Source organism: Entomomonas sp. E2T0 (assembly GCF_025985425.1).
In the GTDB taxonomy this organism is placed as follows: Bacteria; Pseudomonadota; Gammaproteobacteria; order Pseudomonadales; family Pseudomonadaceae; genus Entomomonas.
In genome coordinates this window covers 2,777,048-2,803,495 of sequence record NZ_CP094972.1, presented here as the reverse complement: position 1 = coordinate 2,803,495, position 26,448 = coordinate 2,777,048, and the positions used below count along the sequence as shown (strand labels likewise).

10 protein-coding genes are annotated in these 26,448 nt (G+C 33.4%); 6 read left to right on the top strand and 4 right to left on the bottom strand.

Annotated elements, in window-relative coordinates:
- The first annotated feature begins 730 nt into the window (after nucleotides 1-730).
- The 4 genes from MTZ49_RS13450 to MTZ49_RS13435 all read left to right on the top strand — a co-directional run bounded on the left by MTZ49_RS13450 (nucleotide 731) and on the right by MTZ49_RS13435 (nucleotide 9,860).
- A complete protein-coding gene (locus tag MTZ49_RS13450) occupies nucleotides 731-1,000 on the top strand; it encodes a hypothetical protein (RefSeq protein ID WP_264745966.1) in 270 nt (89 codons plus the stop codon).
- A 1,395-nt stretch (nucleotides 1,001-2,395) separates the two neighbouring features.
- Nucleotides 2,396-8,581, top strand: a complete 6,186-nt coding sequence (gene tssI, locus MTZ49_RS13445; protein ID WP_264745965.1) for a type VI secretion system tip protein TssI/VgrG — start codon at nucleotides 2,396-2,398, stop codon at nucleotides 8,579-8,581.
- Nucleotides 8,582-8,583: 2 nt separating this feature from the next.
- Nucleotides 8,584-8,943 carry a hypothetical protein gene (locus MTZ49_RS13440; protein WP_264745964.1) on the top strand — a complete coding sequence of 120 codons (360 nt, stop codon included), beginning with the start codon at nucleotides 8,584-8,586 and terminating at the stop codon, nucleotides 8,941-8,943.
- Nucleotides 8,944-9,278: 335 nt separating this feature from the next.
- The gene (locus MTZ49_RS13435; protein ID WP_264745963.1) at nucleotides 9,279-9,860 is read left to right on the top strand and encodes a PAAR domain-containing protein; all 582 of its coding nucleotides are present in this window, start codon (nucleotides 9,279-9,281) and stop codon (nucleotides 9,858-9,860) included.
- A gap of 1,005 nt (nucleotides 9,861-10,865) precedes the next feature.
- On the opposite strand, the gene MTZ49_RS13430 is transcribed toward MTZ49_RS13435, so the two are convergent.
- Complete coding sequence (locus MTZ49_RS13430; protein ID WP_264745962.1) at nucleotides 10,866-11,117, bottom strand: hypothetical protein; 252 nt, start codon at nucleotides 11,115-11,117, stop codon at nucleotides 10,866-10,868.
- 1,218 nt (nucleotides 11,118-12,335) lie between these two features.
- Here MTZ49_RS13430 and MTZ49_RS13425 point away from each other — a divergent pair.
- Nucleotides 12,336-12,818 (top strand): GNAT family N-acetyltransferase, encoded by a 483-nt coding sequence (locus MTZ49_RS13425; protein WP_264745961.1) that lies wholly within the window; start codon nucleotides 12,336-12,338, stop codon nucleotides 12,816-12,818.
- Between the two features lie 135 nt (nucleotides 12,819-12,953).
- On the opposite strand, the gene MTZ49_RS13420 is transcribed toward MTZ49_RS13425, so the two are convergent.
- Both MTZ49_RS13420 and MTZ49_RS13415 read right to left on the bottom strand, forming a co-directional pair.
- On the bottom strand, nucleotides 12,954-13,994 hold the full coding sequence (locus MTZ49_RS13420) for an IS481 family transposase (RefSeq protein WP_264745663.1): 1,041 nt from the start codon (nucleotides 13,992-13,994) through the stop codon (nucleotides 12,954-12,956).
- 91 nt (nucleotides 13,995-14,085) lie between these two features.
- Nucleotides 14,086-16,089: a hypothetical protein gene (locus MTZ49_RS13415; RefSeq protein WP_264745960.1), complete on the bottom strand. Its 2,004-nt coding sequence runs from the start codon at nucleotides 16,087-16,089 to the stop codon at nucleotides 14,086-14,088.
- A 197-nt stretch (nucleotides 16,090-16,286) separates the two neighbouring features.
- Between MTZ49_RS13415 and MTZ49_RS13410 the strand changes: the two genes are divergently transcribed.
- Nucleotides 16,287-16,556 (top strand): tyrosine-type recombinase/integrase, encoded by a 270-nt coding sequence (locus MTZ49_RS13410; RefSeq protein WP_264747890.1) that lies wholly within the window; start codon nucleotides 16,287-16,289, stop codon nucleotides 16,554-16,556.
- A 257-nt stretch (nucleotides 16,557-16,813) separates the two neighbouring features.
- On the opposite strand, the gene MTZ49_RS13405 is transcribed toward MTZ49_RS13410, so the two are convergent.
- Nucleotides 16,814-25,984 (bottom strand): hypothetical protein, encoded by a 9,171-nt coding sequence (locus tag MTZ49_RS13405; RefSeq protein ID WP_264745959.1) that lies wholly within the window; start codon nucleotides 25,982-25,984, stop codon nucleotides 16,814-16,816.
- Between the last annotated feature and the right edge of the window lie 464 nt (nucleotides 25,985-26,448).

Sequence of the window (26,448 nt, the reverse complement as noted above, 5' to 3'; positions counted from 1 at the left end):
TGTCGGAGCAATTAGCATAATATATTGTAAATGTCTGTTTGCATGATAACGAATGGCTGATCCTTTTTAACAAAGTTTCCTTCTTTTACTAGTATTTGTTCAATATGTGTAGCTAGTTTAGTTGATATATTGATTTTAGTTGCTTTTATGTAACAAAACTCTCACCAAAATTTTGATTATGTATACGACTCCATATTAAGTAGTTTATTATCAAAATTAAAATAATAATTATGGGTATTAATATTGGTTTTTTTACTTGAACTTTCATAATATGAAGTCTTATCACTGAAAATTATAATGCTGGTAGAACACATGCATTGAGGTAAGGGTGACGGTGGGATTCTTGGTTGGTTTGTTGAATAAAACGTGGTGGAATTTGGAATCTCATATAGGAACTACATGTACCTGAGCAGATAGCATCAGATGGGGAGTCGAGGATATCAATAAGTAATTGGGTTATATTATTTCTAGCATTACTGTAGTGGTGGTGAATTTGTTCTAAAGAGCATAGTAAGCGTTGTCAATTAGAATAGCCATATTACGTTCAAGTGCTGCTGTAATAAGTTGTGAAAAACTTGTGCTGCAAGGCTTGAGGTCTATCGGTAAATGATAAAACAAGCTCTTAGACTAAAGTATACTAAAGTAAAATATCCTGTTCATATATGCTTTACTGGAATGGAAAGGTGGTTGTAGTGTTTTTTGCTTCAAAGGAAACTCTAGGAGAGATATTATGAAGAAAATAATTATTGTTTTATTTGCATTAAGTTGTTCTTTATTATCTATGCAAGCGTTTGCAGCAGTACAATGGGATAATATGGGTTGGATTTATAGTCAATATGAATCACAAAGTTTTGATAAAAAAACCAATTATAGAATATGTAATTATAGGCACACAAATAAAGGTTTTGGTGGCGGAGATATTATCACACAAGTAACATATACAGCGAATGCTCCTTTCAAACCACAATTTTGTCCACCAACAAGATGGGTTAACTGGTAATATACAATTATAAGCCTCTTTATTTAGAGGCTTTTTATCTTTGGTTGTCATCACTTACTCCTTAAAATAGTCATGATTTTTAATGGTTGGAGTAGGTTTTATAAAATTTCTTATTTTAATAAGTGTCTTATATGAATGTATAGTATTGTTTGCCAAATTTTATTGTCATATTAAATAGATATTTTAATATCTATGGAGAGAGTTGATATGAAAAATATATGATAATGTTATTTGCTTTAACTTTTATATCAGGATTTGCTATCGCGCAAAAATCTACGCACTAACCTTTGAGAGCTTTAATTTTTACAGGTCAAATGACGACATTTTTGAATTCTAAAACTTGTTATTACAAAGAGGTCATATTGCCGGGCTATAATCCTTTCGGATTTGGTAGACAAAGAGTTTTTAGTGTGAATGTAGCATGTCCAGAGATTCTTTATGAGTATGAATAAGTTTTATAAGTGATTTAATATCCTTTGAAGTAAAATTATCAACTTGACAAGAAGCCCTAGCTAATAGTGCTTTTTTATAACTACGGCTAGGCAAACCTTCCCAAAAAGCATGCTGTCTATAATCATATAAATAATTAATAAAGTATTCAGCATTTGTTATATTCAAGTTAATTAAATTACAGAAAAAATCCTTATGTGTAATAAGGATTACTGTATGAACACTTATCCGTCGATCATAAATGATACCTATTAATCAGTGAATGATTATCATAGCTTTATGGTGGTAAAAAGTTAAGCCAGAATTAGAAAAGAGAAAAAGGATAGTTGATATATTTAATATAACATCTGTTTAATTACTAAAACATACGTTAATAGATCAGTTTGATTTAATAGAGTTAGTCGATAAGAATTTAATTATAGTGAATAGCATTATAGAGGAGGTATGTTTTTACTTTAATTTTTTGGTGTATTTTTAAAATAGTATGATATTTAGGTAAAAGTTATCGAAAATAATGGTTGTTTTATCTGCATATTAGCTTCATTAATTTAATATTGATATAAGTCATTATAAAGTAATATATTTGATATGACACATTGGTAATAATAGATTGTTTTGTTAGGTCGTTTGTTAGTCTACATTACGATAACTAACTTTATAATATTTAAAAATAAATTAACAGGTCATATATGATATTTAACTGTCATAGTTAAAAAGATGACATAAATGTGTGTATTAATAAAAAATACTCTTTATCGTTTTGCTAGCAAACTATTCGGCAGATTTTTAAAAGAATATGGCAGTATATTTATAAAAAAGTTTTAGTTAATGCCCTAATACTAAAGTCTAATATTTATGTGAAAAAATAGTTTTATATTGTTTCGCAGGGAGAAATAAAATGTATAAAGGGAATAATAAAACTATTTGAGTGAAAGGAGTATCATTATGTTTCATAATGCTAATGAAACTATTTGTGCACTTGAAATTGAAGGGCTAACTAATACGGGTTTACAAGTGCTTGGCTTTGATGGTATTGAATCAATAGATGCTGAGTATGCCTTCGAAATTACCCTAGTCAATAAGCATATTCGTTACGATATTACAAAATTATTAAGTAAGCCAGCTTATCTGTCTTTTGCTAAAGAAAACAAAGGAATTCATGGAATTATTCATTCTGTAAAAAGAGGGCCTGTGGGAGGACACTATGCACAATATACTGTGATACTAGCCCCTCGGTTTACACATTTATATAAGCGGGTTAATCAACGCACTTTTGTGGGTAAAACAGTGCCAGAAATTATTACCGTTATTTTGAATGAGTATAGTTTACAGCAATCAGATAAAAACGGTTTTGAGTTTAAATTTAAAGATCAAGAAGTTTATATACCAAGGGATTTCTGCGTTCAGTATGATGAAAGTGATGCACACTTTATTCATCGTCTCTGTGAAGAAGAGGGTATTGCTCAACACTATGAGTTTAGTCAAGACAGTCATCAGCTAGTATTTACTGATTCGCAACCATTTTTCCCATCTATTGCTAACACTGTAAGATATGCCAGTGATACAGGAATGGTGGCAGATGATCCTGTATTTAAGAAGTTTGATGTTAATTTAGCTAGTGCAACAACTTCGAGCTGTTACCGTAATTATAATTTTGAAAATATGAAAATTCCTGAGGGTAGTGCAAAAGGGATATTAAATGAGAAAGCTAATCAAGCAGTTGAGGCTGAGCTTGAATATTATGATTATCCTCAATATCATTCAAACCAACAACAAGCACAACGTTATGCAGAGATACAGATAGAACGGTTAAGAGTGGATCACATACAAGCAGAAGCTTACTCAGATGTACCTGATTTACATGCCGGTTATTTTGTAACTGTAGAAGAATATCCAGTTTTAGATAGTTTAGATGCAGAACAACCTTGGTTGATTAAGCAAATTAAGCACCAAGCTAGACAGCCTCAAGTACTAGAAGCGTTAGGTGGAGAAGTGTCAGCGGCTGGCCTTGTACCTACACAATTAAATAAATATTTTAAATATCCAATAGCAGAAGAATTACACTTCCCTTTTGATAATTTCAGTCAAGGCTACCGTAATTGTTTAGTAGCTACACCACATATGGTTGTCCATAGACCTAAAAGCTTACATCTAAAACCTAAAGTTTTTGGTGTTCAAACAGCCATTGTGACTGGACCAAAAAATGAAGAAATTTATTGTGATGATTATGGTCGTGTTAAAGTACAATTTCATTGGGATCGTGAGGGTACTTATGATGAAAATAGCTCACATTGGATTCGTGTAGCAAGCAATTGGGCTCATAATGGCTACGGAAGTGTTGTTATACCTCGCATCGGTATGGAGGTTAAAGTTGATTTTTTAGAGGGAGATCCCGATAATCCACTAATTACAGGGGCAATTCATAATGGTGTTAATAAAGTACCTTATGAATTGCCAGCAAATAAAACGCGTACAGTGTTTAAGACCAATAGTTCTAAAGGAGGCAATGGGTCTAATGAGTTACGCATAGAGGATAAAAAAGACCAAGAAGAAATTTATATTCATGCACAAAAAGATATGAATACCAAAGTGCTTAATGATATGAGAACTGAGGTTTTACATGATAAAACAGTAAAAGTGCATAATAATTTAAATACTCAAGTATTTAATGTAATGAATACAGAAGTAAAGGTGGATCAGAATACACGCGTACTTAATAATATAAATGTTGAGGTATTAAACACCAAATCTACACAAATTCGTAATAATGAAATACTAGAAGTTACTAATAATCGAATGCATCATATTGTTGGAGACGATAACTTATTTGTAAATAGGGAGCGTCGAGTACAATCTAATTTAGATTTCTCGGTGATTACTGATCAAACCTTACATATGCGTGCAGCGGTTAATTATTTAGCTATGGCTGGAAATGAAATTCATTTTCAAGCAGGTAGTAAAGTAGTGATAGATGCAGGCGCAGAAATTACTTTACAAGCTGGTGGTAATTTTCTAAAAATTGATGGTAGTGGAATAAGTAGTAGCCCCGCAGTACATTTAGGTATTGGCGTACCCGGTGTGGGTACCCCAGCAGTACCTAGACCACCTATTAGTTTAATGGGAGTGACACCTCCAAATTATTATCAAAGTGTAGCAGGTAATGAATTTGGCCAAGCAGTACCAATTAATTCACCCAAAATTGTTATACCTGAACCCTTATTAAATGAAGCTGAGGGTATGAGTGATTGCATGTGTCCTAATTCTCCTTTAGTGGGAGGCCCTGTTAACCCTATTTTAGGTGCTAAAGTATTACCTGCTAAGGTAGATTTTTCACAGCCAGCACCTACTCCTTTTGTATTTAGTCGTAGTTATAATTCAAGAGATGGCCGTTGTAGTAGCTTAGGTCAAGGCTGGTCAATTACGGGTGAGAACATTGGATTGGAAGTTTATGATAATAGTACGATTGTGATTGATACAGTAGGTCGTCGTATTCATTTTAGTGCACTTCAGCCAGGTCAAGGTTTATATTCTGCTTCAGAACAGTTCTGGATTCGTCGTGGTGGTACATCTGATATTGTATTGGTATGGGATGAAATGTGGCATGTAGTACCAGAAGAGCTAAGAGAGGATAGTACGGCTTACTTTTTAATGAAGGAAGGTAATGTATCTGTAATAAAACAAATTGCTGGGAAATGGCGTTTACAGCAAGAATTGTATAAAAATGGACATAAAACACTTTATCGTTGGAATGAATTTGGTCATTTATATGCTGTACAAGACAGTGCAAATGCTATTTATATTTTCTTTTATACACAATACCCTACTGCTGTTGAGCACGATACAGGGCACCGTTTACACAGTGTAGGCTTATTAAAAGATGTGACTAAATTAGAAGATGTTCCTTTACAAATTAATAGCGAAACATTAGATATTACTTGGTTAGTACATTACAGTTTTAATGAAGAGGGTGACTTAGAACAAGTTTATAACAAGGATCGTGAGTTAGTTGTAAGCTTTGAGTGGGAAAGTCATATGATGACTAAATTAAGCCAACCAACAGGTCGCACTATCCGCTATAAGTGGAACCATTATAATCCTCAAGGTAAGGTAATTGAACAAGCAGAGGAAGATGGCTTAATTTATTACTATACTTATCAAGATAATCACACAGAAGTGAAAGATAGTCTTGATCGTATAGAGCGTTACTATTTTAATGGTACAGGTGGTTTACAACGTTGGACTGCCTATGAGCGTGCAGATGGTAGTCGTATTGAGTATGAGTATGATCGATTGGGACGCCTTGTAGCTACTGTAGACCCATTAGGTCGCAAGAAATTAAACCAGTTAGATGAGAAAGGTCGATTAATTGGTATGACTATGCCTGATGGTGGACAGTGGACTTATAAGTTAGATCAAAAAACTGGAAAGCCTTTGGAAATTATCGCTCCAGAAGGGCAGTTTACTCAAATGGTGTATGATAAACAAGGTAATCTAATTTCTATTACTGAACCTACAGGAGCAGTGACTAAGTATCAATATGATAATCCTACATTGCCAAATAATCCGACACAGATTATTGATGCTAAAGATGGAGTGAAAAAATTAGAATGGAATGAAGTAGGTCAGTTAAAGAACTATACCGATTGTAGTAACAATATGCTACAAAAAGATTATGATGCCAATGGTCGCTTACTTAGTGAAACCAATGCACAGGGTGAAAAAATCAGCTATGAGTATGATAATAAAGACCGTTTAACCAAAGTAAAAATGGCTGATGGAAAGCAGATTGAATACCAATATGATATCTTAGACCGTGTTATTGCTGTGATTGATCCTAAAAAATTGAAAACACGTATGGAGTATGACCGCTTTAGCCGTGTGATTAAAACCATTGACCCTGCTGGGCTTGAAGTTAAATACAGCTATGACAAAGCAGGCCGTGTAGTTCAAGTAATTAACGAAAATGAGGCTGTGGCTAGTTTTGAGTACGATGTACTAGATCGGCTAGTGCAAGAAAAAGACTTTGATGGCACAGTAAAACAATACCAATACAACGTAGCTGATGAAATGGTAGCAGTAACCGATAGTTTAGGTCGTAAGATCAACTATAAATACGATCCTATGGGGCGTGTAACTGAACGCCAGCTACCAGCTACAGATGTACATGGGGTGTTAACTGAGCATTTCATCTGGCGTAAAGATGGCTTATTAGCTTCAGCTATTAACTTAGCCGTATCGGTTGTTTATGATTATGACCGAGCTGGGCGTTTGGTGCGTGAATCACAAACTCACCTAGACGATAACTGGTATTATCAGGTGGATCAAACTTTTGATATTATGAGTAACCTTGAAAAAACAGCCTATAACAATGCCCCTGCTGTTTCTTGGATGCGCTATGGGCCAGGCCATTTACATGGACTCATGGTTGATCAGGTGGAAGTGCTCTTTGAGCGCGACCAACTACACCGAGAAATTGTGCGTAAGGCAATGGTAACGGGAGCAAAAGAGCCATTATTTGAAGCCCATACTAACTACAACCCATTAGGTCAACTAGCAGATACAACAGTGATGATGGGCGCTAACCAATGGCAACGCCAATATCAATACGACCAACTAGGCCAACTTAAACAAATTGCTGATAACCTATTGCCAAACATTCAGTATCAGTATGATGACTCAGGCCGTTTAGTGGGTAGCCAACATAATGATCAAGCCTTTAACTACCACTTTGACCCTGCAGGGAATCGTTATCTCCCTGTAGATGGGCCACGACTACTAACCACCAAGCAAAAAACGGTGGTGGAGGATGAGGGGGATGAGCTACTAGCAATTCTAAACCCAGAATTATTGGCGCAAAAACTTCATCAACGTTCTGTGACAGCTGAGAAAGTTAAGGGTAAAAAAGTCAAGGCTGCAAAAGCCGTATGGGCAACTAACCAAATTACCGAACTCAATGGTAATCAGTACCAATACGATAATGCAGGAAACCTAAGCCGCATACAACGTGCAGATGGGACACGGTTAGATATGAAATACGATGCACTTAACCGTCTAATTAAACTAACCCGCAGTGGTACAGCAGAAATACTACACACAGAGTACACCTACGATGCCTTCTCAAGACGAATCCGTAAAGTCATTGATAACGGCCAGCAAAAAAATACAATCCGTTATGGTTGGTTGGGTGATACATTGTGCTCAGAAACTAAGAATAATAGGGAACGTACCATTGTGTACCAACCTAATACCTTTGTACCACTATTGAGTATTGAACATGATGAAATGGAAGTGCCCATTGAAATACGTCAATGCCGTAGACAGTTTGAAGAGGCCAACTTAGAGTTACCGATGGATTTAGTATTTAAGCCTGAAAACTTACAAATTGCTTTCTATCATACCGATCACTTAGGTACACCACTTAAATTAACCAGTAGTACGGGTGAAGAACTTTGGAGCGCTGAAGCAGATGATTGGAAAGCAGTAAAAAATATAGTGGGACATATCGACCAACCTATTCGCTTCCAAGGTCAATTTGAAGATGAAGAATCTGGGCTATACTATAATAGTAATAGATATTACCTGCCAGAGTTAGGGCGTTATGTGACTCATGACCCAATTGGATTTAAGGGAGGATTAAATACTTATATTTATCCAAGTAACTCTATTAATTATGTGGATCCATATGGATTAGATATTCGTTTAGTTAATACAAATGCTGTAGGTGGCTGGCATAGAAAAGTTGAAGTTTTTGATCCAACAACAAACACCTTACAAAAAGCAATTAGTTTTGGTGTAGATGATGCTAATGCTAAATCCTCAGCTAGTAATAGTGGTGGAGTACTAGGATCCTCTGGATCATCAAGGCCCTCTGGCTCTTCTGGTTCTGGTCAGCCAGCTAGGGGTGGTAAAGGATCGGGAGTTGTTTATGAGGATTGGGATCCTGCAACTAAAGTAGTAAGTACTTTTGCTACTACACCAGAAGAAGATCAGCTAATAATTGATTATATGGAAGAGCAGGTTGGAAATAGGGCAAAATACAATGTGCTTACTTATAGTTGTAGAGACTACTCAGCACAGCAGTATCATCATATTGTTAACATGATTCAAGCTCGTAGAGGGACTGGTATATAGTTATGCAAAATATTTTAGTTAGTGTATTAGGTTGTTTATTTTTTTGTCAGGCTGAGTTTCCTATTCAGTTACTACAGAATAATTTTCAGTATGAATTATATGAAGCGGGTAAACGAATCGAACAGCGCCCATTTGTTATGACAGAAGATATTATTCAGTTCTTTGAAAAGGAGAAAGCGGATTGGAAAAAAGATAATGTAACTTATGCACCTCATTATGTATTAGTTTCACAGAACATAAAGATTAATATTTTTACACATAAGATTATTGTGAACTACCAAACTAAAGAAGGTAAGTTTGCTCAGTATACTAAGGAGATTGATACAAAAGAGCTGTTATTGATGATTAACAGTAGTAAGTAGCAGGAACAACGTTTTCTTCAAATATTTCATCTTTAAGCTTTAAAGATGAAATATTAGGCCTAAATTATGATTTTGAAAGAATAGGAGGCCCAGTAGATGTTAATTGGATATTTTATGTACTACAGGATGTGTTTTTGGTAGGGTGCTAGGTGTTGTTAATGCAAATTATTTTATGGGTAAAGCATTATGGAATGTGTTAATAGTAAACATCATAATAGGCATTTTATTAAATAAAAAAAGCTGTAAATCATGATATTAAGTAATTTATAACAGGTTTGAACTAAGAGATTTCAATAGCCTTATTAAAGAGTTTAGTTATAGAAGGGGAATAAATCATGCCAACAGAATTAGTAGCAGCTATCGCAGCTCAGTTAGGTACAACAACTGCAGCTACAGTTTCTTCAGCAATAGCGCCATTGGTAGCGAGTAATACATTGACAGTGACAGCCGTAGCAGCTCAACTGGGTATTTCCGTAGCTGCTGCATCAGCAGCTGCAATTACAGTTGCAGCAACGGCTGGATTACCATTATTAGCCGCAACTGCTTTGCTGGCTACAGCTAAAGTAATTAAAACAGTGTTAACTATTGTAGTAGTAATGGTGGTATTGGCGATTATTATTGTAATAGTTGGTTTACTGGTTAAAATAATTCAGACAATTCTGTCTTTAGGTGATATTACAGATCATGGTGGCAGAGTAATTAGTGCTTTTGCTGGGTGTGACTTTAATGGTATTCCATCTGTTGGCATTGGTGATAAGGTATATTGTCCTTGTCCTGACTGCCAAGGAGTCTATTCAGTTATAGAGGGGGCTGGTGGTATGGGCTTTACTCAAGTACCTATTACACTAACTAATATGAAAACATCTTGTGGTGCTAGTTTAATAGGGTCACAAGGTGGTTTTGGTTTTGCTCCTTAACTTAGCGTAATTAAACAACTCTCTTCTATGAATCTTGTAGAAGAGAGTTGTTCTTAATAGTTAATGTAAACTAGCTTCCTAAGCTGTTAATGCTGATATAAGGAGAAGCGTACATTGTTGGTTATTAGAGTAACACAGCTCTGCACTCTCCAGATTTTTCAATAACCTCTGCTACTTTAAGTATTAAGTCTTCACTTATTTTCCAGCCCTTTGTTTGGTCTCCATACTATTTTACAAGTATTTTTCTTAAATCTTTTTTTGTTAGCATATCCATTATTAGCCTCTCCTTGATTGATAAGTGCTCATCATTGAATCCACTTGCTCTATAGTGAATAGTGAGTCCTTTGATTTTAATGAAATCAACACGTTTACCTTTTTCATCAATAATCAACACTCTTAAAGGTTTATCATTAGCTTCATTTATAATAAAAACCTTGCTCTTATAAGTGATTAAGAGTTTTATTTGAGTAACGTTGCAATTGATATTATGTATATCTCTAATTTTTAGGATTTCTTTATCATCTTTTGATACGTTTTCTAATCCTAATGCATTTATATAGTCTTCAGTTGAGGCGATCTCTATAGCTGACAGATAGACTATGTATTTAGTTTTATTGTTATAGAATATAAATTGTAGTCCTTCGCTAAATGTAACGCTTTCTGCTTGCGGTGCAAAAAAAGTTTATTCAGGTGCGTAAATTTGGAATATATTATCTTATGAGGCAGGATGTTCTCTAACTGCTGGTTTGCAAGTTATCCGTATATACTAATGAAGCAGAACATAATAATAGAGAAAATAGAAATCGTTCCATAAACAAATATCCTTAAAATACTTATAGATCATCTTATTTAATTACGATTATAGTGTATTAGAGGAAAGTATTATTATTGTTCGGCATAAAAACTAAATGCTAGAAATTAAATGTAGTGTGGAAGCTAGTAAACAATTAAAATAATATTTTTAAAGTATGGTTGTTTACTCTCTCAACCATACTTTTACTGAAGTTATATTGGAAGTATAGCTGGACAGCTTAAAATAAGTGGGAATTGAGCCTCTACGCGGTCTTCTTTATATTCATTATTTTCAATCCATTTTTTAAGATATAAGCAACTCCATACCTGATGACCATCCATTCTTGTAACAATTTCTTGATGATATAAATGATATAAGCCATCGTATTCGTTAGCTTTTACCATTCCGTTTGATAATGTTAAAACTATAAAACTTGTTAATAATATTTTTATTATATTTTTCATAAAATTCTCCATGACTTTTTACGTATTTTTATACATCAGTAAGTATTGCTTTTTTAGACTATTAGTATTGTTTTAGATGAGATATAAGACAATAGTATTGTTCTGCTCAAATGAAATTATAGTTTTTTGATTTTTAAGAATATTGATTGATAAAGTATTTATTTCTCTAATGACTTGAAGTCTATTAGTTCAAATTTACATTTAATAAAAGAGGTGGAGCAAAGGGCCAATAATTAAATGACACCTTACTCTTTGCTATCATCTTTTTTAGTGTTAAACCTACTGATTTGCCAAATACCTAACTACAGATTACGGCTACGAATATTCCCGCTACGCCCACAAGTAATAGCATAGCTTCAATTTCTCCACCTGGATGATGTTACACAGTGGAAAGATCAACCAATCTTAAACTTGCTATACCGAATAATTCAAGTAGTATGCCAAAAAATATTTTTATATAATTTTCTTTTTTTGCCTAGTATAAAGTTATCTTCAAGTGAGTTAGAATTGATTAAAAAATGGACAAAATAGCAGGCTTTATAAACATTAGTGTGGGACAATACTAATTTTGTGGGATTTTGAGAGGATTAAAAATATAGCTGAAAGCATTGGTGTAATTGGTGGGTCGTATAGGGCTCGAACCTATGACCAATTGATTAAGAGATAACCTGTCTAATCACTATAACTAATTGATAAATAATGTAATTTGCTCTTTTTTGTTAGGCAAAATTTACAAAAATAACAACATTTTGCAAACGTATTTGCAAGGCTTTCAGAGCGAGTTTTGAGAAAAATATTTGATGTTTTTTGTTGTTGTTAAGCATAAAAATCAAATGCTAGCATGAGTAATATTCATTATATTAAGTAGTTTAATGACAAGTTACGAATTAGATTTTTTAGGCTCATTATCTAAAGATAATAAGTTTATTCCACTGGCTAGCTAGACTGTAAGAGCTGGCATTCCAAATAGATGAAATATCTTTAAGAAAAGTTGTATACAAAGAAGATCAAGTATATTTAACTTCGCCTAATCTGCCAGTTATAGAGTTTACAGATCGTGATTCTCAAATATGGGGAGTGGTTAGGTTTAATGCTCATTCATTTAAAAGAAATAATATTAATACACATTTGTAATTTATCATTTGTTAAATTAAGAATTCAGGTAAAATAATTATCATATGAATGATTTAAAAAAGGACTAATTCAAAGGAGTAATTTATGCCAGATATGATTGACGTTAATGCAATTCTTATTCAATTTCAAGAAGCTTTGCTAGAAAATAAAATTGAGCTATTTCCTTCTGAGAAGTACCCAAACCTATATATGATGTTAGATGATGCAGATGGAAATTCAAGAATGACTTATGCTTTTATTGAAAAAGATTTAAAAGTCAAAGCAATTGCTATTTATTTGCATATGGAACCAATTGGATATACAACCTGTGTAGGAGTTTCTTATGCTGTTGCAGAAGATTTTAGAAATCAGGGAATTGCTAAGTTAATTCTTGAACAAAGCATTTCTGATTTAACAGACAAAATGCCAGAGTATATAAACGAAATATATATTGAAGCTATAGTTGGCATATCAAACATACCATCTCAAAAGGTTGCTGAAAAAGTGTTATCAAGTACACCAAAGAAAACTGTAGATGCATTTTCTAACCAAGATGCTTACCAATATGTAAGATTGGTAAAAAAATAAGAGTATAATATACATGTTAGCAGTTATATTTACATGTATAAAATTAAATTACAGAAACAAAAAAGCCTTATATGTAATATGTAGTAGTCACGACCAGATCGTACAGTAACCCATTTTAAAAAGGTGTCTGTTAGGTTAGATCTGGTCTAAATTCTTTTCTAACCAGATCAGTTTTCCATCAAGTAATGTTTCCATAGGAGTTCTTCCACAGCATATTTTACCTTGATGAGTTCGGTTATTATTGTAGTAATCTAGCCATTCGTCCAGATCTTTTTGCAGTTCCTCTAGATGATTATAAAGCTTTTTCCTAAAGGTAATTTGGTAAAACTCTTGTGATACAGTCTTATGGAATCTTTCACAAATACCATTAGTCTGCGGTGACATGGCTTTAGTTTTAGTGTGATCAATATCATTGATCGCTAAATAGAGCTGATAATCATGGTGTTCTACCTTTCCACAATACTCTGTGCCTCTATCAGTGAGTATTCTCAACATAGGCAGTTCATGACTATTATAGAAAGGTAATACCTTATCATTAAGTATATCCGCTGCGGTAATCGGTGTTTTAGTGGTGTATAGCTTACAATGAACTACCTTTGAGTAGGAGTCGATAAAGGTTTGTTGGTAAATTCTACCTACACCCTTTAAGTTACCTACATAAAAGGTGTCTTGGCAACCTAAATAACCAGGATGAGCAGTTTCTATCTCACCACTCGCTTCATCATCGTGCTTTTTCTTTTCTAAAGCAGCTATTTGTTGATCGTTGAGAATAATACCTTCAGTAGCTACTTTTTCTTCTAATGCTTTAAGACGTTTTTTAAAATTCTCTAAGTTATACCTAAGCCAAATAGAACGAACACCGCCACCTGAAACAAATATACCTTGCTTTCTTAACTCGTTACTAGCTCTGTGTTGACCATAGGCAGGATACTCTACAGCATAAGATACTACTGATTGCTCTGTTGTTTCATCCACTCTATTTTTTAGATTAGGTACTCGTCTACTTTTTGAAATAAGCGAATCGATATCACCTTGCTCTACAAGTTCTTGGTAGCGATAAAAGGTATCTCTTGATACCCCCATTACTTTACAGGCTTTGGATACGTTTTGTAGTTCTTCTGCTAAGTTTAAAAGACCTACTTTATGTTTAATGATTGGATTGTTAGTATGTAACATGAGAGTTACTCCTTTTGTTCTGATTAAAGTTTCAACACCTTTATCAAAACGGGTAACTCTCTCTTTTGCAAGAAAATTGTACGATCAGGTCTTAACTATTCCAATTAAAAGCAACTAAAAAACTTCCTTTCCAATCTCTTTCCCAAATATTTGTGCCTAATGTTTGAATGTTCTCAATAATATCTACAATATCTTTAGTAAGAGAATTTTGTTTAGCTTGCTTAATGACTACCTCAAAAAAGGCATTAAATATCCCACGCCAACTTTGAGCAAATATATCTTGCTTGTAGAGCTTTATGGTTTCTTGAACCAAGCCTGTAGCAAGGTTTGCATATTGTCCTATTTGATTTGGAAAAAGCGTTTCAATTAACTGCTGTTGTATACGTTGATTAGAGAGCACAGTTTCTAATAACTTACTAATAACACTTTTATAACCTGACTGACTATCATAAGCTTTTAATAATACATACAGTAAATCTAATGAAGCCTCATCAACCCCAACCCCTGAAGTTATTTCACCAAGTTTACGTGTACCTAACTTATCCAATGCCCAAAGGGTTTGTTTTAAAAAAGAATCCTGAACAGGAAAATCCTTGATTGCTGTTTGAAAAGCATAAGCTCTTTCTAACTGAGTTGTAATTTGAGGGGGTAAATAAGGAGCTATTAAATTAACCACCCACCCTTGATTAAACCCTTCTGCTAACCAAGCGAGTTTTTTATTACTATCCGCTTCAGCAGGATAACGATTAAAATAGCTTTGTAGTTTATTGAATTCAGGATGACTTTTAAATTGAGCAATATCTTTGGCTTGTAACCAATAATGATTGAGGGTTTGAGTAAGCTTTAGAAGAGGTTGTGCTGACTCAGCAATAACCTCTTCTAAATGAGGGTGATTGACTAAGCTGGAGAAGTACTGTTGATAGCTGGTATCAGGTTCAAGTTCCTCTAGTGATTTTGCAATTCCTATGCTCAATTGAACCTGATCTAATCCATACTGCAACGCTTCAAAGTGAGGATGTTCACCAAGCATATCCAAATAATTTATCTGCGTTGCAATATCTTTTACTTGAAGAACTAACTCATTAATCTCTTTAAATATCCTCTGATTACCCTCAAAGTTTTTAATTGCCTCCAAAAAGTGTTGAGTTTTATCATAAATACTTAAAGCTAACTTTAAATAGTTAATAGAAGTAGCAAGAGACTCCTTCGAGATGTCTTTAGTTATACTGTTAGATTCTAATATGCTGATGATCTTATTAGTCTTTTCAGTCAAAGATAATGTTGAATCATAATAGAGTGCTTTAAGATCACTATATAACACAGTAGCACTTTTATATTGCTCAATAACAACCGCCATTATCTGCTGAACATAACTGACAATGGGTTCTATAACTCCAATCCCTGTTAACACATTAAAGTAGTCGGTATAATTAGCATTATTAGGTAGTTGTTGAAAAGCTTGAACGGCAGTAATTAATTGTTGAATCGTGGTAATAGCATTAATAACTATATTCAACACTTGAGAATCAAATGAATTATAAATGATCTTGGAGTGGAACAGAGACTGTATTTGTATAATCAGGATTTGTATAGCTTCTAAATCAGAGTGATTTTGTATTAATTGATTGACAGAAAGATTGAGTTGAACAATCAGTTTTACTAACTCAATAATATTTCTTTGATCCTCTATACCGATAGTGAATAACAAATGGTTGGCTAGCTTAAGTCTTTCATCTAACGAAGTATTTGGATTAAGAAGCTCTTGTAAATCTTGAGAGAGTGATGGAAACTGCTGATAAAGCTCAAATAATTGGGGATGATATACTCCTAAAGAATCAGATAACTCATTGAGAACTACTGTGGCTAGATTGTTGATCAACAATGTAATAGATGGATATCGAGTAGATGGTTTAGATTGTGATGCCATTATGTGAGCTAAGAGTAAAGCTCTTTCTTCATAATGAGTAAGGGGAGAGGTAATAGACACATTAGAGCCTAAAGTATTAGTTGTGTCTTGATGATCAATCGCTATAGCTATTTGTTCTGATGGTTGTTCATCTTTAGTGTTAATATGAGTGTAAACAGGTTTAAGCATCTGGTTACCTAGTTATAGTCATTGGGTGATTAAGCAATCAGTTCTTAATGTGTTAAATGATATAAAAGTATTTAACTTATTAATGAATAAATAAGCTTAATATAGTTATCTACTACAGGATATACCATTGCTTTTTTGGAAATAGTAAATTGTGTGTTAACGCTATAACTTAAAAACTAAAAAAACTAACAGAAGAAATAACTCTTAACAGAGTATTCAATGTATTTGACTTTATCTCTAAAAAAGTAGGTATAAGAGTTACGCATCATCGATTTAGACATACATTAGAAACAGACCTAATGAAAGATCCTGATCGTAATCTGTATTCAGTCAAAGACTTAATGGGACATACTAATATCAAAACCACTTTAGAGTATTTTGAACCTGATATAAAAATGATCAAACAAGCCTTAGATAATCGAAAGGTATCTCCAAGTTTATTAATGATTAACCAGTGGAGATTATAAAAAATGGCTATTTTTAATAGTGGTCAAATACTTGCAAAGTATGGAAGTACGAGCTTGGCTAGTTAAGTGTTTCCCTTATAAAGAATGTCTACTACAGATCAGATATGAGCCTATCTATTTTTAGGACGCATCTGTTAGTTTAGATTTGAGCTAACTGTTTCTCAGCCCAAATCATCTTTCTATCAGGTAATGTATGCAGTTAGATATTAACTATTTCAATTAATGCACTTATTTATTACCACTCTGGATATTTTTTATTAGCTATTAAAGGCTCCTTGTTGTAAAGCTAATATTTTTAATGCATCTAATAATATGTCAAAATCTTCTCCCTCTTCAGATAAACTTAAATCTGCAGGATGAACGGTTTCTAAATCAAAATCATCAAGAGAATCAGGAATATTTGGAGTACTTAGAGTATTCTGCTCAATTTCTGGCGTCTGTGTAGGTGTAGGTTCATTCGTAGTAGGAGCAATATTTACGCTTCTCTTCTGAATACTATCAAAAAGATATGGATGATCTGCAAAATATTTAGAAAATTTTATGATGCTAATAGCAATAGGATCTGCTGTCATTAAAGTTGCATTAAGTCTTAACCTAGGTAATGTAAATAGTCTGACTCTTGCTTCAGCAATTTTAATAGGATCCAATAGGCTTTTTTGATCACGCAATGAAGGTGGATAATCCTCACCTAATAAAAAAGCTGTTGAATCTGCTAGGTCACCTTTTGCAGTATGTAAATACTCATAATACAGTGAATTTGTAATAGCTCTTAAAGGAGTTTTATCTCCAACAGAGGTATTTACATAAAACAAATCAAAAGATGAAGGAGATAGATGGCTTAGTTCATGTATAACTGTTTCGCGAATATCATCTTTGATTAATGTTGCATCAATATTAACAAAGATCCTTTTTAAAGGATCAAAAGGATATACAAAAGCAGCTGCTTTAGAGTTTTTATCATAGAAGTATTCAACATGTTTAAAACTATTATCTAGCTGGTAATTAGCATCAGAAATCAATAAATCGATCAACTGTTTATAATGTTTATACACTTGTATTATAGTTTTTTTATCTCCATTTAAATGGAATGTTTTATTAAATAATGAAAACAGTTTACTTCGTATCCTCTTATTTGTTTCTGCTGTTTCCAAAATGTCTTTAAATGCTTCCAATTTTTGACTTGCCCTAAAGAAACTACTTTCAAACTTTCTTTTTGCTTGGGCATATTTAGTTGTCTCTTGTGCTGTAAATGCACTTTTATTGCTTTCTTCATAAATACGGAAACCCTGTTTCTTTTTCTCATTTATGACCTCTTTCATTTTATCTTCTGTTATAAATTCCTGTCTAGACTTAATTGGCCTAAACTCATCAATATCCTCACTGAGAGGAACTTTAAAATTATCTATGTTTGTTTTCCAATTAGTTAATTTTAGTCTCGCTTTATTTGCAGATCTTGCTTCTTCAAGTGCATCATCAAGACTATCTTCTAACCTAACTTCGGCCTCCGAAGAGTCTTCTACAGAAACACTGATATCTTCTTCTAAACTAGCATCTTCTAAATGAGCCTCATTACCTGTATCTGGATTTACTCTTTCATGGGGGGAAGGATCTTGCCTATGTGATGGCCCTTCGCCTGGGTCTATTGGCTCTGGAGGAGGTGGTCTTCGTCTTATTCTATCTCGCAAATTATGCCACCACTTTTTAAATGAGAAAGGTCTTCTACCAGGAGGTTGCCCATCACCAGCAAAACGACGTAAATCATTTATTTCATGCCAAGTTACTTCAAAATCTCTAAATATCCCATCCTCATACCAATCAGAGCTAGTAAGTAACCTAACATCTCTATTAAAACCTAATAAGCCGTCAGCAAATTTATCTTTTGCTTCTTGAGCAGTAGCTCCATCAGCATACTTGCTGAGTAAAGTTCGATCTTGTATATTGTTCTGATTTTTCCTAAGCCAATTACCTTCCTCTTCAATAGCAAGTGTTTTAGAAGATATATTGGGCTCTACTACAAAATTAGGTTCACCTTCCTTTTGTGCAATTATGGTATATCGATAATTAGCTTCACTATCAGCACTATTCCAACTGGCTATTGTACGTACTTGGCTCTTATAACCCTTATTATTTAGATAACTATTTAATTTATCTAGCTCTGATTCAATAGTATTATTTTCTAGAAGTAACTGTGATTTAATTTCTTCTTCAATTAACGCTGATAATCTTTTGAAAGGTTGAGTAATACTTTCTGCACTTACGCGAGTCGGGGTAACGATCCGTTCTATAGGTAAATCATCAACAGTCCTTGTGATTAAAGGAATGAGTTCATGACTAGATGAAAGTGATTGACTACGTAAATGTTTAAAGAGCCGAGTGACTCTAGATAACAGAGCTTTCCCTGCAGGCGCAGCAGCTTTTAAAACAAAAGGCAAGAACATATCAGAAAATATTGAAATTACTAATTCTTGTTGATACTGGTCTTTATCCAGTTCTTCGGCAATAACATTTTGGGCAATTAAAGAGCCATAATAGAGAAGAGCACTCACAGCAACAAATCCTACACTAATCGTGGTAGGAGCAGCTATCCCTAGAGTTGCAAGCGTTATAGCTGCCAAAAGCACACTAAGTCCAATAATTAAAGCTACATTTTTTGCTATATCTAACCACTTATTTACTGCGTCCCAATATTTTTCATCATCAGTATGAATTAAAAAATCACTGATTTTTAATATGTTCTCTAAGCTTATTTCCACTAGTTTTTTATTTATATTTTCAACTGCTTCCTCTTCGATATTAATTTGTGAGGTATAAATTGGCGTACCCACCAGCGGATCTTCTTCTCGATGTGTATGCATGTCGTATATAGTTGGGGTATAAAATTCTGCTGGTATTCTTTGCCCTATATCAATGCGAACATGTTCTTGTAGGAATTTTTGAAAGGCTGGTTTGTTTTCTTCATCGATATATTCTTTGATAAAAGTAGCATCACGATTTATGGTAAATCCCGTGTCTACAACATAATAGGGTATCTGATCATTAGCTCTAAGTGTAAAAATAATACCCCTTTTTCTTTGTATATCAGGGTAGTTTCCTTCTTCTAAGGGTACAAAAAATATTTCAGAAGCCCACTTTCCTTCGCCCTCTGTAGAGAGGAGGACAGCTCCAACATCCAAACTGGTAAAACGTCCAATTTTAATAGGCTTAGCCTTTACCTTTCCAGCTTGGTAGTCTTCAGCTAGTTTTTTAAATTTTGGTTTGTCTGATTGACTAAGATTGACTCTATCTTTCTGTAAATCATCTAAAAAACGATTTACGGCCACTTTATTAAGCGTTTGATAATAATATTCATAATATTTTTTATACTCATCATTTTGCTGAGCATCGGTGTATTTTTTTAAGAGAATAGTTTCAATATCTGTGTTCTTTAAATCATTAAGTAGGTCTTGCAAAGCGCCCTCTTGTTTAAAAACTATATCGCTATTGTTATACTCTTTAAATACTTCATTTTTATATTTTCGTGTAACAAGCTCTCGTAGTGTAGCTGGTCCCAATAATACTTCAGCGCCATCTTTAATAGTAATAGCTGTAAAATCGGTATCTGGGGTAAGATTCTTATCTTTTAACTCAGGATATTCATCGATTTTACTCTTAATGTATAAATCCACTGGAGCAAGAGGTGTCCATCCCAAGGAGGTAAATTCTTGGAAGTGTTTAAGTAGCTTAACACGCTCAGAAAGTGCTTTTAAATCGTATTTAGATTCATCATCCCAACCATAATAATTTTCAGGAGTTGAACCAAGAAATCTTTCTAAAAATGAACGACTAATTATTTCTTGATCAAGTATTTGCTGCTGATCAGGATTTTTTGGCTCTATTCCAAAAGGTTGTATACTAAGTTGTGTTATTTGTTTTTGGCGTAATTGTTCAAATTGTTGTTTTGCTGTTGGAAAAAACTTAAATACATGCTCATTGATAACTCGGTAAAATTCTTGCTCAAGTTTTTCAAACTTGCTATAGGGCTCTTTTAGCCCTTTGGCTTTTAACCGCGATAAATGATCAATTAATAGCAAATCTGTTGTAGTATAGAGTTTAACCAGATCTAATTTCTCAGGTTTATCTAGTGCTTCATTATTTATATCAAAAGAAGCAAAGATTAAATAGAATAATAGTTGAGAAACTATTTCTTCATCAAACGAATCTAGATTTAGTCTATCTAATAATGCTTCGCGACCTTCACCATGAAAAATCGTATTCCATGAAACATCATAATTAGATAAGATGGGAGTATTTTTATGGGTAGGTGTACGCCTTTCAGCATCGAGGGCATTAAATAAACTTGCTGTTTCTTGGTGAATAGTTGCTATTCTTTGCAATAATTCAATATAGAAAATATTTTCCTCTAAGTTGGGTAGTAGTTTGAGTAAAATTTTTCTCCAATTTTCAAGTCTTATTTTAATTTTTAATAGAATGTATATATTTGAATAAAGGTGTGCTTGTGCTGCTTCAGAAATACCTTTATTGATTTCCTCTAATAGGCTGAAATAAAACAGTGGTAACGATATAGTCTCATCATTACTAGTAGTAGCATCATAAGCAGCTTTGTAAACTATTTTACGGATTAAGTTCGTAAAATTAAGTTGCTGTGTTTGTGGTCCTGTTCGTAGGTAAGTTGTAAAATAGTTAATCAGTTGAATTACTTTGAATTGAGTTGGTTCTGAGGTATTGGCTTCTCCAACGACTTGTTTAAATTTATTTACTTCTTTGGTAACATTTTTTGAGTTAAGGAAAGGATTGATTTCCTTAATTAATTCTTTCTTATAAGCTTTAACCTGTGTTTCAACAAGTGTATCCTGCTTAGTATTGTCTTGATTATTTATACGTTGTTTTAATTCTGAAAAACCTATTTTTATAGCATTATAAATATCTTTTTGTGCTTTTATAGCAGATTGTAAAGTATGTTGATTTGATAACCCTTGAGACAATAATTCTAAATTTACTCTATCTTCTTCTAAGAACAAATCATATTGCGTCATAAAGTCTATAGTTTTAATCTGTACTGAGTTTGGATTAGCTTCAAACACATGTTCAATTTCATTAATAATTTCAGAATGAATTTGAAAATATTCATCAGCCATTTTTAATCGTAAGTAAACATTATTGTTAACACCTTTCTTTAAATTTTGAGCAAGTGTATGGATATCTTGTATGCTTTCTGGAGTTAAATTATAGATATTGTACCAACTACTAGTCGTCATATCTTGTGCATTTAACAAAGTTAAATAGATATTTCTAGTTAAATCTTTGACCTTAACAGATAGATCCTCATTATTTATCAATTCTAATGCTACTGATAAAAATGAAACCATTTTATTTTTATAATTTAATGTTAGTAGAATATTGTCTAATCCAGTCTCATCTAATGTGCTACTCAATACTACCAAAGCGTGTAACAAATAGATGTAATTACTAAATGAACTCAATACTTCTTGGTCTGTAAAATTATCCTGATCAATAAATGGCTCTAATGTGTCTTCTAGTAATTGTTGAATAATACCTTTTAAATAATTTAAAAAGTTAATAGGTTTATCAGGAAGATCATTAACTCTTGTTTTGCCCCATTTTGCTAATAAATAACCTTGTGCCTCTTTTTTAAAATTATTATTACTTGCTAATCGTGGGTCCAGTTCTAATAGTGTTTTAATGAAAGCCCCAAACTCTGCCTTAGTAATTGTTTTAGAGGATATTTGTGGTGAAGAAGCTTGTTTAGTATTAGATGTTTGAGTAGAGGTTTTTTCACTTTGCCAACGTGCTTTTATTTGGCTAACAGTTTTATTCCATTGACTCCGAATATTATCCCAACCTTTTGATTCATTAGAAAAAAGATTTGGGTAGATTTCTTTAAAACCATCTAACCATTGTGAGTAATAATTTTGTGCACCACCATATATTATATAATTTCTATAATTGTGTTGTTCTATTGCTTCATCTGCTTTACTTTTTAATGAATTACTTAATTTGTTTAATACCTGACTCAAAAGAACTTCATTTTTTGTATTTTTATGAGGTGCTTTTTTAATTAATTGTTCTAAGTTATTTTGTTCTGTTGTGTCTAATTCAATAATTTTTGCTAAATGAGTTTTTAAAGTAGTTGTAAAGTAATTGATGACATCGTTATAAAAAATGATAGGAATATGTTTTTGTTGATGAATATATATTAACTGTTTAAAACTCGCATATTTATTGGTAACACCGCTTAAATAGCTTGAATGAGGGTTGTCATCATCTTTTGATTCAGGAAAAGGTTTCTCAATATGAGTTCTACTCCACTTCCAGAAAGCTAGAAAACTAGTAATTCCGCCAAAAGCTAAAGTTGCAATAGGAGCACCCCATTGTCTTAATCTAGAAGTTTGAGTATTTATTGGAGGAGGAGGGGCTCCAGTTAATGGGGTCGCAAAGTCTTGTAGCTCTATATCATCTGATAGCGGTACCCTATGATAACTGCCTTGATAGCCTCTCCAAGCAGCTACTAAAGCTGCTAAGGCTGTTGCACTTCCTGCACCAACTACGGCCCATAAAGGTATTTGCCATTCTTGATCTAAATCCTCAATTGCCAGATCTTCCTCTGTTAGTCCCCAAGTTTCATTTGTATTTGCTTGATTACCTGCAATGAGTGTGCTAAATACTAACCCACCTAACCATCTTCCCCAACGGCCTCCTTGGTTAGCTAAACTTGTTATGCGATTATTGCTAACATTAGTGTTCTCATGTTCAATCACTATACTAGAGGCATCAAATGCCTGCCAGCTCTTGTAACCTGACAGTAAGGTTAATACTGTTGTTAATCCTAATCCTATTTCTAACCAAGGTAAATTTTCGAGTAGCCCTTCTTGTTGTTCGTCACTTTCATTCTCCCAGTTGTCTTCCAAATCAGATTGCCACCAAACCTCTGGTTGTTTTTCTCTAGAGAACCAATGACTTACTGATTGTTGTGTTTGAATAATTTGATTGGCAATCCACTTTGAAAATAATCGATTAAACTCTTTATAGGTACTATGCAATGTCATACTCTGACTACTGCTAAGCACTTCAGATATTTGGTCTGCCCAACCTAGCCAAGAACCTGCCTGAGGTAACTGTTTATAATGATTGACAGCCTTACGTAAAGGGGCAAGATATGTTAATAAATTTAATGCGTGACCAGCCGCAGAGTCTTTTTCAATTCCTAAACGAATGCTTAACTCTTGACTCAGTTGGCTCAATTGTTTTTCTTGTTCGGCTATATTTTCAATTTCCCATATACTATTAACTTTCCATGTTAGGCTGAGGGCTGAGTAAACTCGGCATAAGGCACCATATGGCTCTGGTAAACCACTAGCTACTTGTACTACTTCATCTGCTACTTGCCACCAAGTACCGTTTATTAATGCCTCTATTAAAGGACCTATACGATTTAATCCTTGTACTGTAGGATGTTGTTGAACAGCTCTTTGTAATTGTTCACCTGCACTTTGCCAACCTTTATGTAGGTAACTATGACCAATTTTTAAGGCTTGGTTAATATAAGTGCCATAGCCTGGCAACCAGTAATCAAGTGCTTTTTCTTTTATAAAGTCACTAAATACAAAATTTAGTATCTGTTGTACCAAAAAATTAGAGTTACCAGATTCTTGCACAGTACAAACTATCGTATAAAGCCAGTTAAGGGAGTCTTCTGATAACCATGTTTGATCTTGACCTATAGTCTTAGTAAAATCTTTAAGACTGTTTGTAGGTAGTTGTTTTAAGGCCCATTGAGTTTGTTCTAAGAAACTACCTCTTATAGGAAATTCTTCTGTTAGATTTTGTAATTTTACAAATTGCTGTAAGGCTTGACTTAATCCTGTTGGTAAATAAAGGCTAATAAACCCTGTTACTTCACGTTTAGTTAAACCATCAGTTAACCACTTTAATTGCTCCTTGATTGAGCCATTTTGTGGATACTGCTCAAAATAGGCTGCAACTATAGGATAATCTTCAGCTAAAACAGTTTGATAGTTTTGTTGATTAGCATTCCACAATCGCCAGAGGGTTTGTAGGAACGATATAAGTGGTATAACATTTTCTGGTAGTAATTCTTCTAAATGAGGATCATTAAATATCTTATCCAGATATTGATTATAGTTTGAACCAACCTCTAGTTCACTAAGCGATTCTACTATCGCAATCCCTAATTGAGCTTGATGAATTCGTAATTGACTGCTTTGAGTAGCTTGTTTACCCAGCCATGATTCTATTTCAGCTGTTTTACTCCATTGTTCAAATTTACTTAAAATAGTTCGTATATCATTAATTTTAAAAGGCTTATGACCAATTTGATGCGTTGTTTGCAATATATCCAAACCAATACTTAGAAAAGTGATTAAATTGTTAGCCTGTCCTTTATTCAATACACTCTGCATAACCGCATCTTCTATAAGATTATTTAAGCGATTAGTTTTTTCCTCTATATTCTCATCACTCTTAATTATCTTATATGCTTGTTGATAAATCTGGTGATTATTCTCTAATAGGCTAAGTCCTTGTTGAATGGTATTTTCTACATCACTTGTTAATTCTTGTACATATTTAGTGCCTAGTATTAACTGAAAATACTCTAAAACACCCGCCTGCTCAGGCAGTTGTCGATATCTCTCCACTATCCCCAGTAATTCCTCAATAACCACTAATGCAATAGTTACAGAATTTTGCCAAGCAGTTATTGTTTCTGTGGTAGATGCTTGTTTATCTAACTTTTCCCGTAATTGAGAAACAATCCCTTTAATAGCAACTAACCCATGTTCACTATTAAAATGCTGAACGCTTTCTATCAACCCTTGAATTAGCTCAAGAATATGAATCCACCATTCAGCAATTTCACGTTTATGCGTTGCAAAAATAAGTCGCTTGGCTGAATCAATTCGTAACTCTAAACTATTTTCAGGATTTATAATAATCCGAACTTGCTCAATCTGAGTTACCTCATCTTCTTTTAAATTTAAATAATCATTAGCGATCTCTACTAGTATTTCCAATAAAATAGACGAACTTATTGTTTTAAGTAACTCTATTAATACTGGATATTTTTGTTGTCCCTGAATTTGCAATAATAATTGTTGTGCCTGGTGGATATCTCTATTGTTAATGGCAGAAGTTAATAAGGATAGATCAACTCGTTGTGAAATAGCTGAGCCACTTTCTAATAACCACAACAAAGCTACCCATATTTTTTGTTGTTCTTGTGAAAACTCCTTAGTATTCTTAACAAGATCATTAATTAATGCAGGCATATGTTGATAATTAGATGAAGGCAGATCAGTGTGAGTTATTTTAGATTCAGACGAAATAGTATTTTCTTGTTGTTCAGTATTATTATGAGAGGTAGTGGCTATAGAATAAGTAAATGAAAGCATATATACTGTCTACCCAATGCAAATTGATAATCTAATTGAAAAAACAAACTTATTATCTAATATTAACTTTTGTCATCATATAAATTATTTATTAGAACTACTATTGCTATTTTAGTAATAGCTATTATTATTTTTAATAACTGAGTGACAATTGACTGTGGAGCAAAGTGTCTGACATCTACTCAACCAGAAAATATATTAGATTACAAATTGTTAGCTTTGATGGAATAGAGGATTTAAGATCAAAATGGCAAGTGAGAAGCCCAAGACTTTGCAGGGTTGAGAAACGTATTGAAGTTCTTATGCTAAATTTAAAAGACCTACTTTATGTTTAATGATGGGATTGTTAGTATGTAACATGAGAGTTACTCCTTAAGTTCTGATTAAAGTTTCAACACCTTTATCAAAACGGGTAACTCTCTCTTTTGCAAGAAAATTGTACGATCAGATCTTAACTATTCCAA

Bases quoted from the DNA above. Each gene is read 5' to 3' on its own strand.
- MTZ49_RS13450 (WP_264745966.1), top strand. From the start codon at position 731: ATGAAGAAAATAATTATTGTTTTATTTGCATTAAGTTGTTCTTTATTA.
- tssI (WP_264745965.1), top strand. From the start codon at position 2,396: ATGTTTCATAATGCTAATGAAACTATTTGTGCACTTGAAATTGAAGGG.
- MTZ49_RS13440 (WP_264745964.1), top strand. From the start codon at position 8,584: ATGCAAAATATTTTAGTTAGTGTATTAGGTTGTTTATTTTTTTGTCAG.
- MTZ49_RS13435 (WP_264745963.1), top strand. From the start codon at position 9,279: ATGCCAACAGAATTAGTAGCAGCTATCGCAGCTCAGTTAGGTACAACA.
- MTZ49_RS13430 (WP_264745962.1), bottom strand. From the start codon at position 11,117: ATGAAAAATATAATAAAAATATTATTAACAAGTTTTATAGTTTTAACA.
- MTZ49_RS13425 (WP_264745961.1), top strand. From the start codon at position 12,336: ATGCCAGATATGATTGACGTTAATGCAATTCTTATTCAATTTCAAGAA.
- MTZ49_RS13420 (WP_264745663.1), bottom strand. From the start codon at position 13,994: ATGTTACATACTAACAATCCAATCATTAAACATAAAGTAGGTCTTTTA.
- MTZ49_RS13415 (WP_264745960.1), bottom strand. From the start codon at position 16,089: ATGCTTAAACCTGTTTACACTCATATTAACACTAAAGATGAACAACCA.
- MTZ49_RS13405 (WP_264745959.1), bottom strand. From the start codon at position 25,984: ATGCTTTCATTTACTTATTCTATAGCCACTACCTCTCATAATAATACT.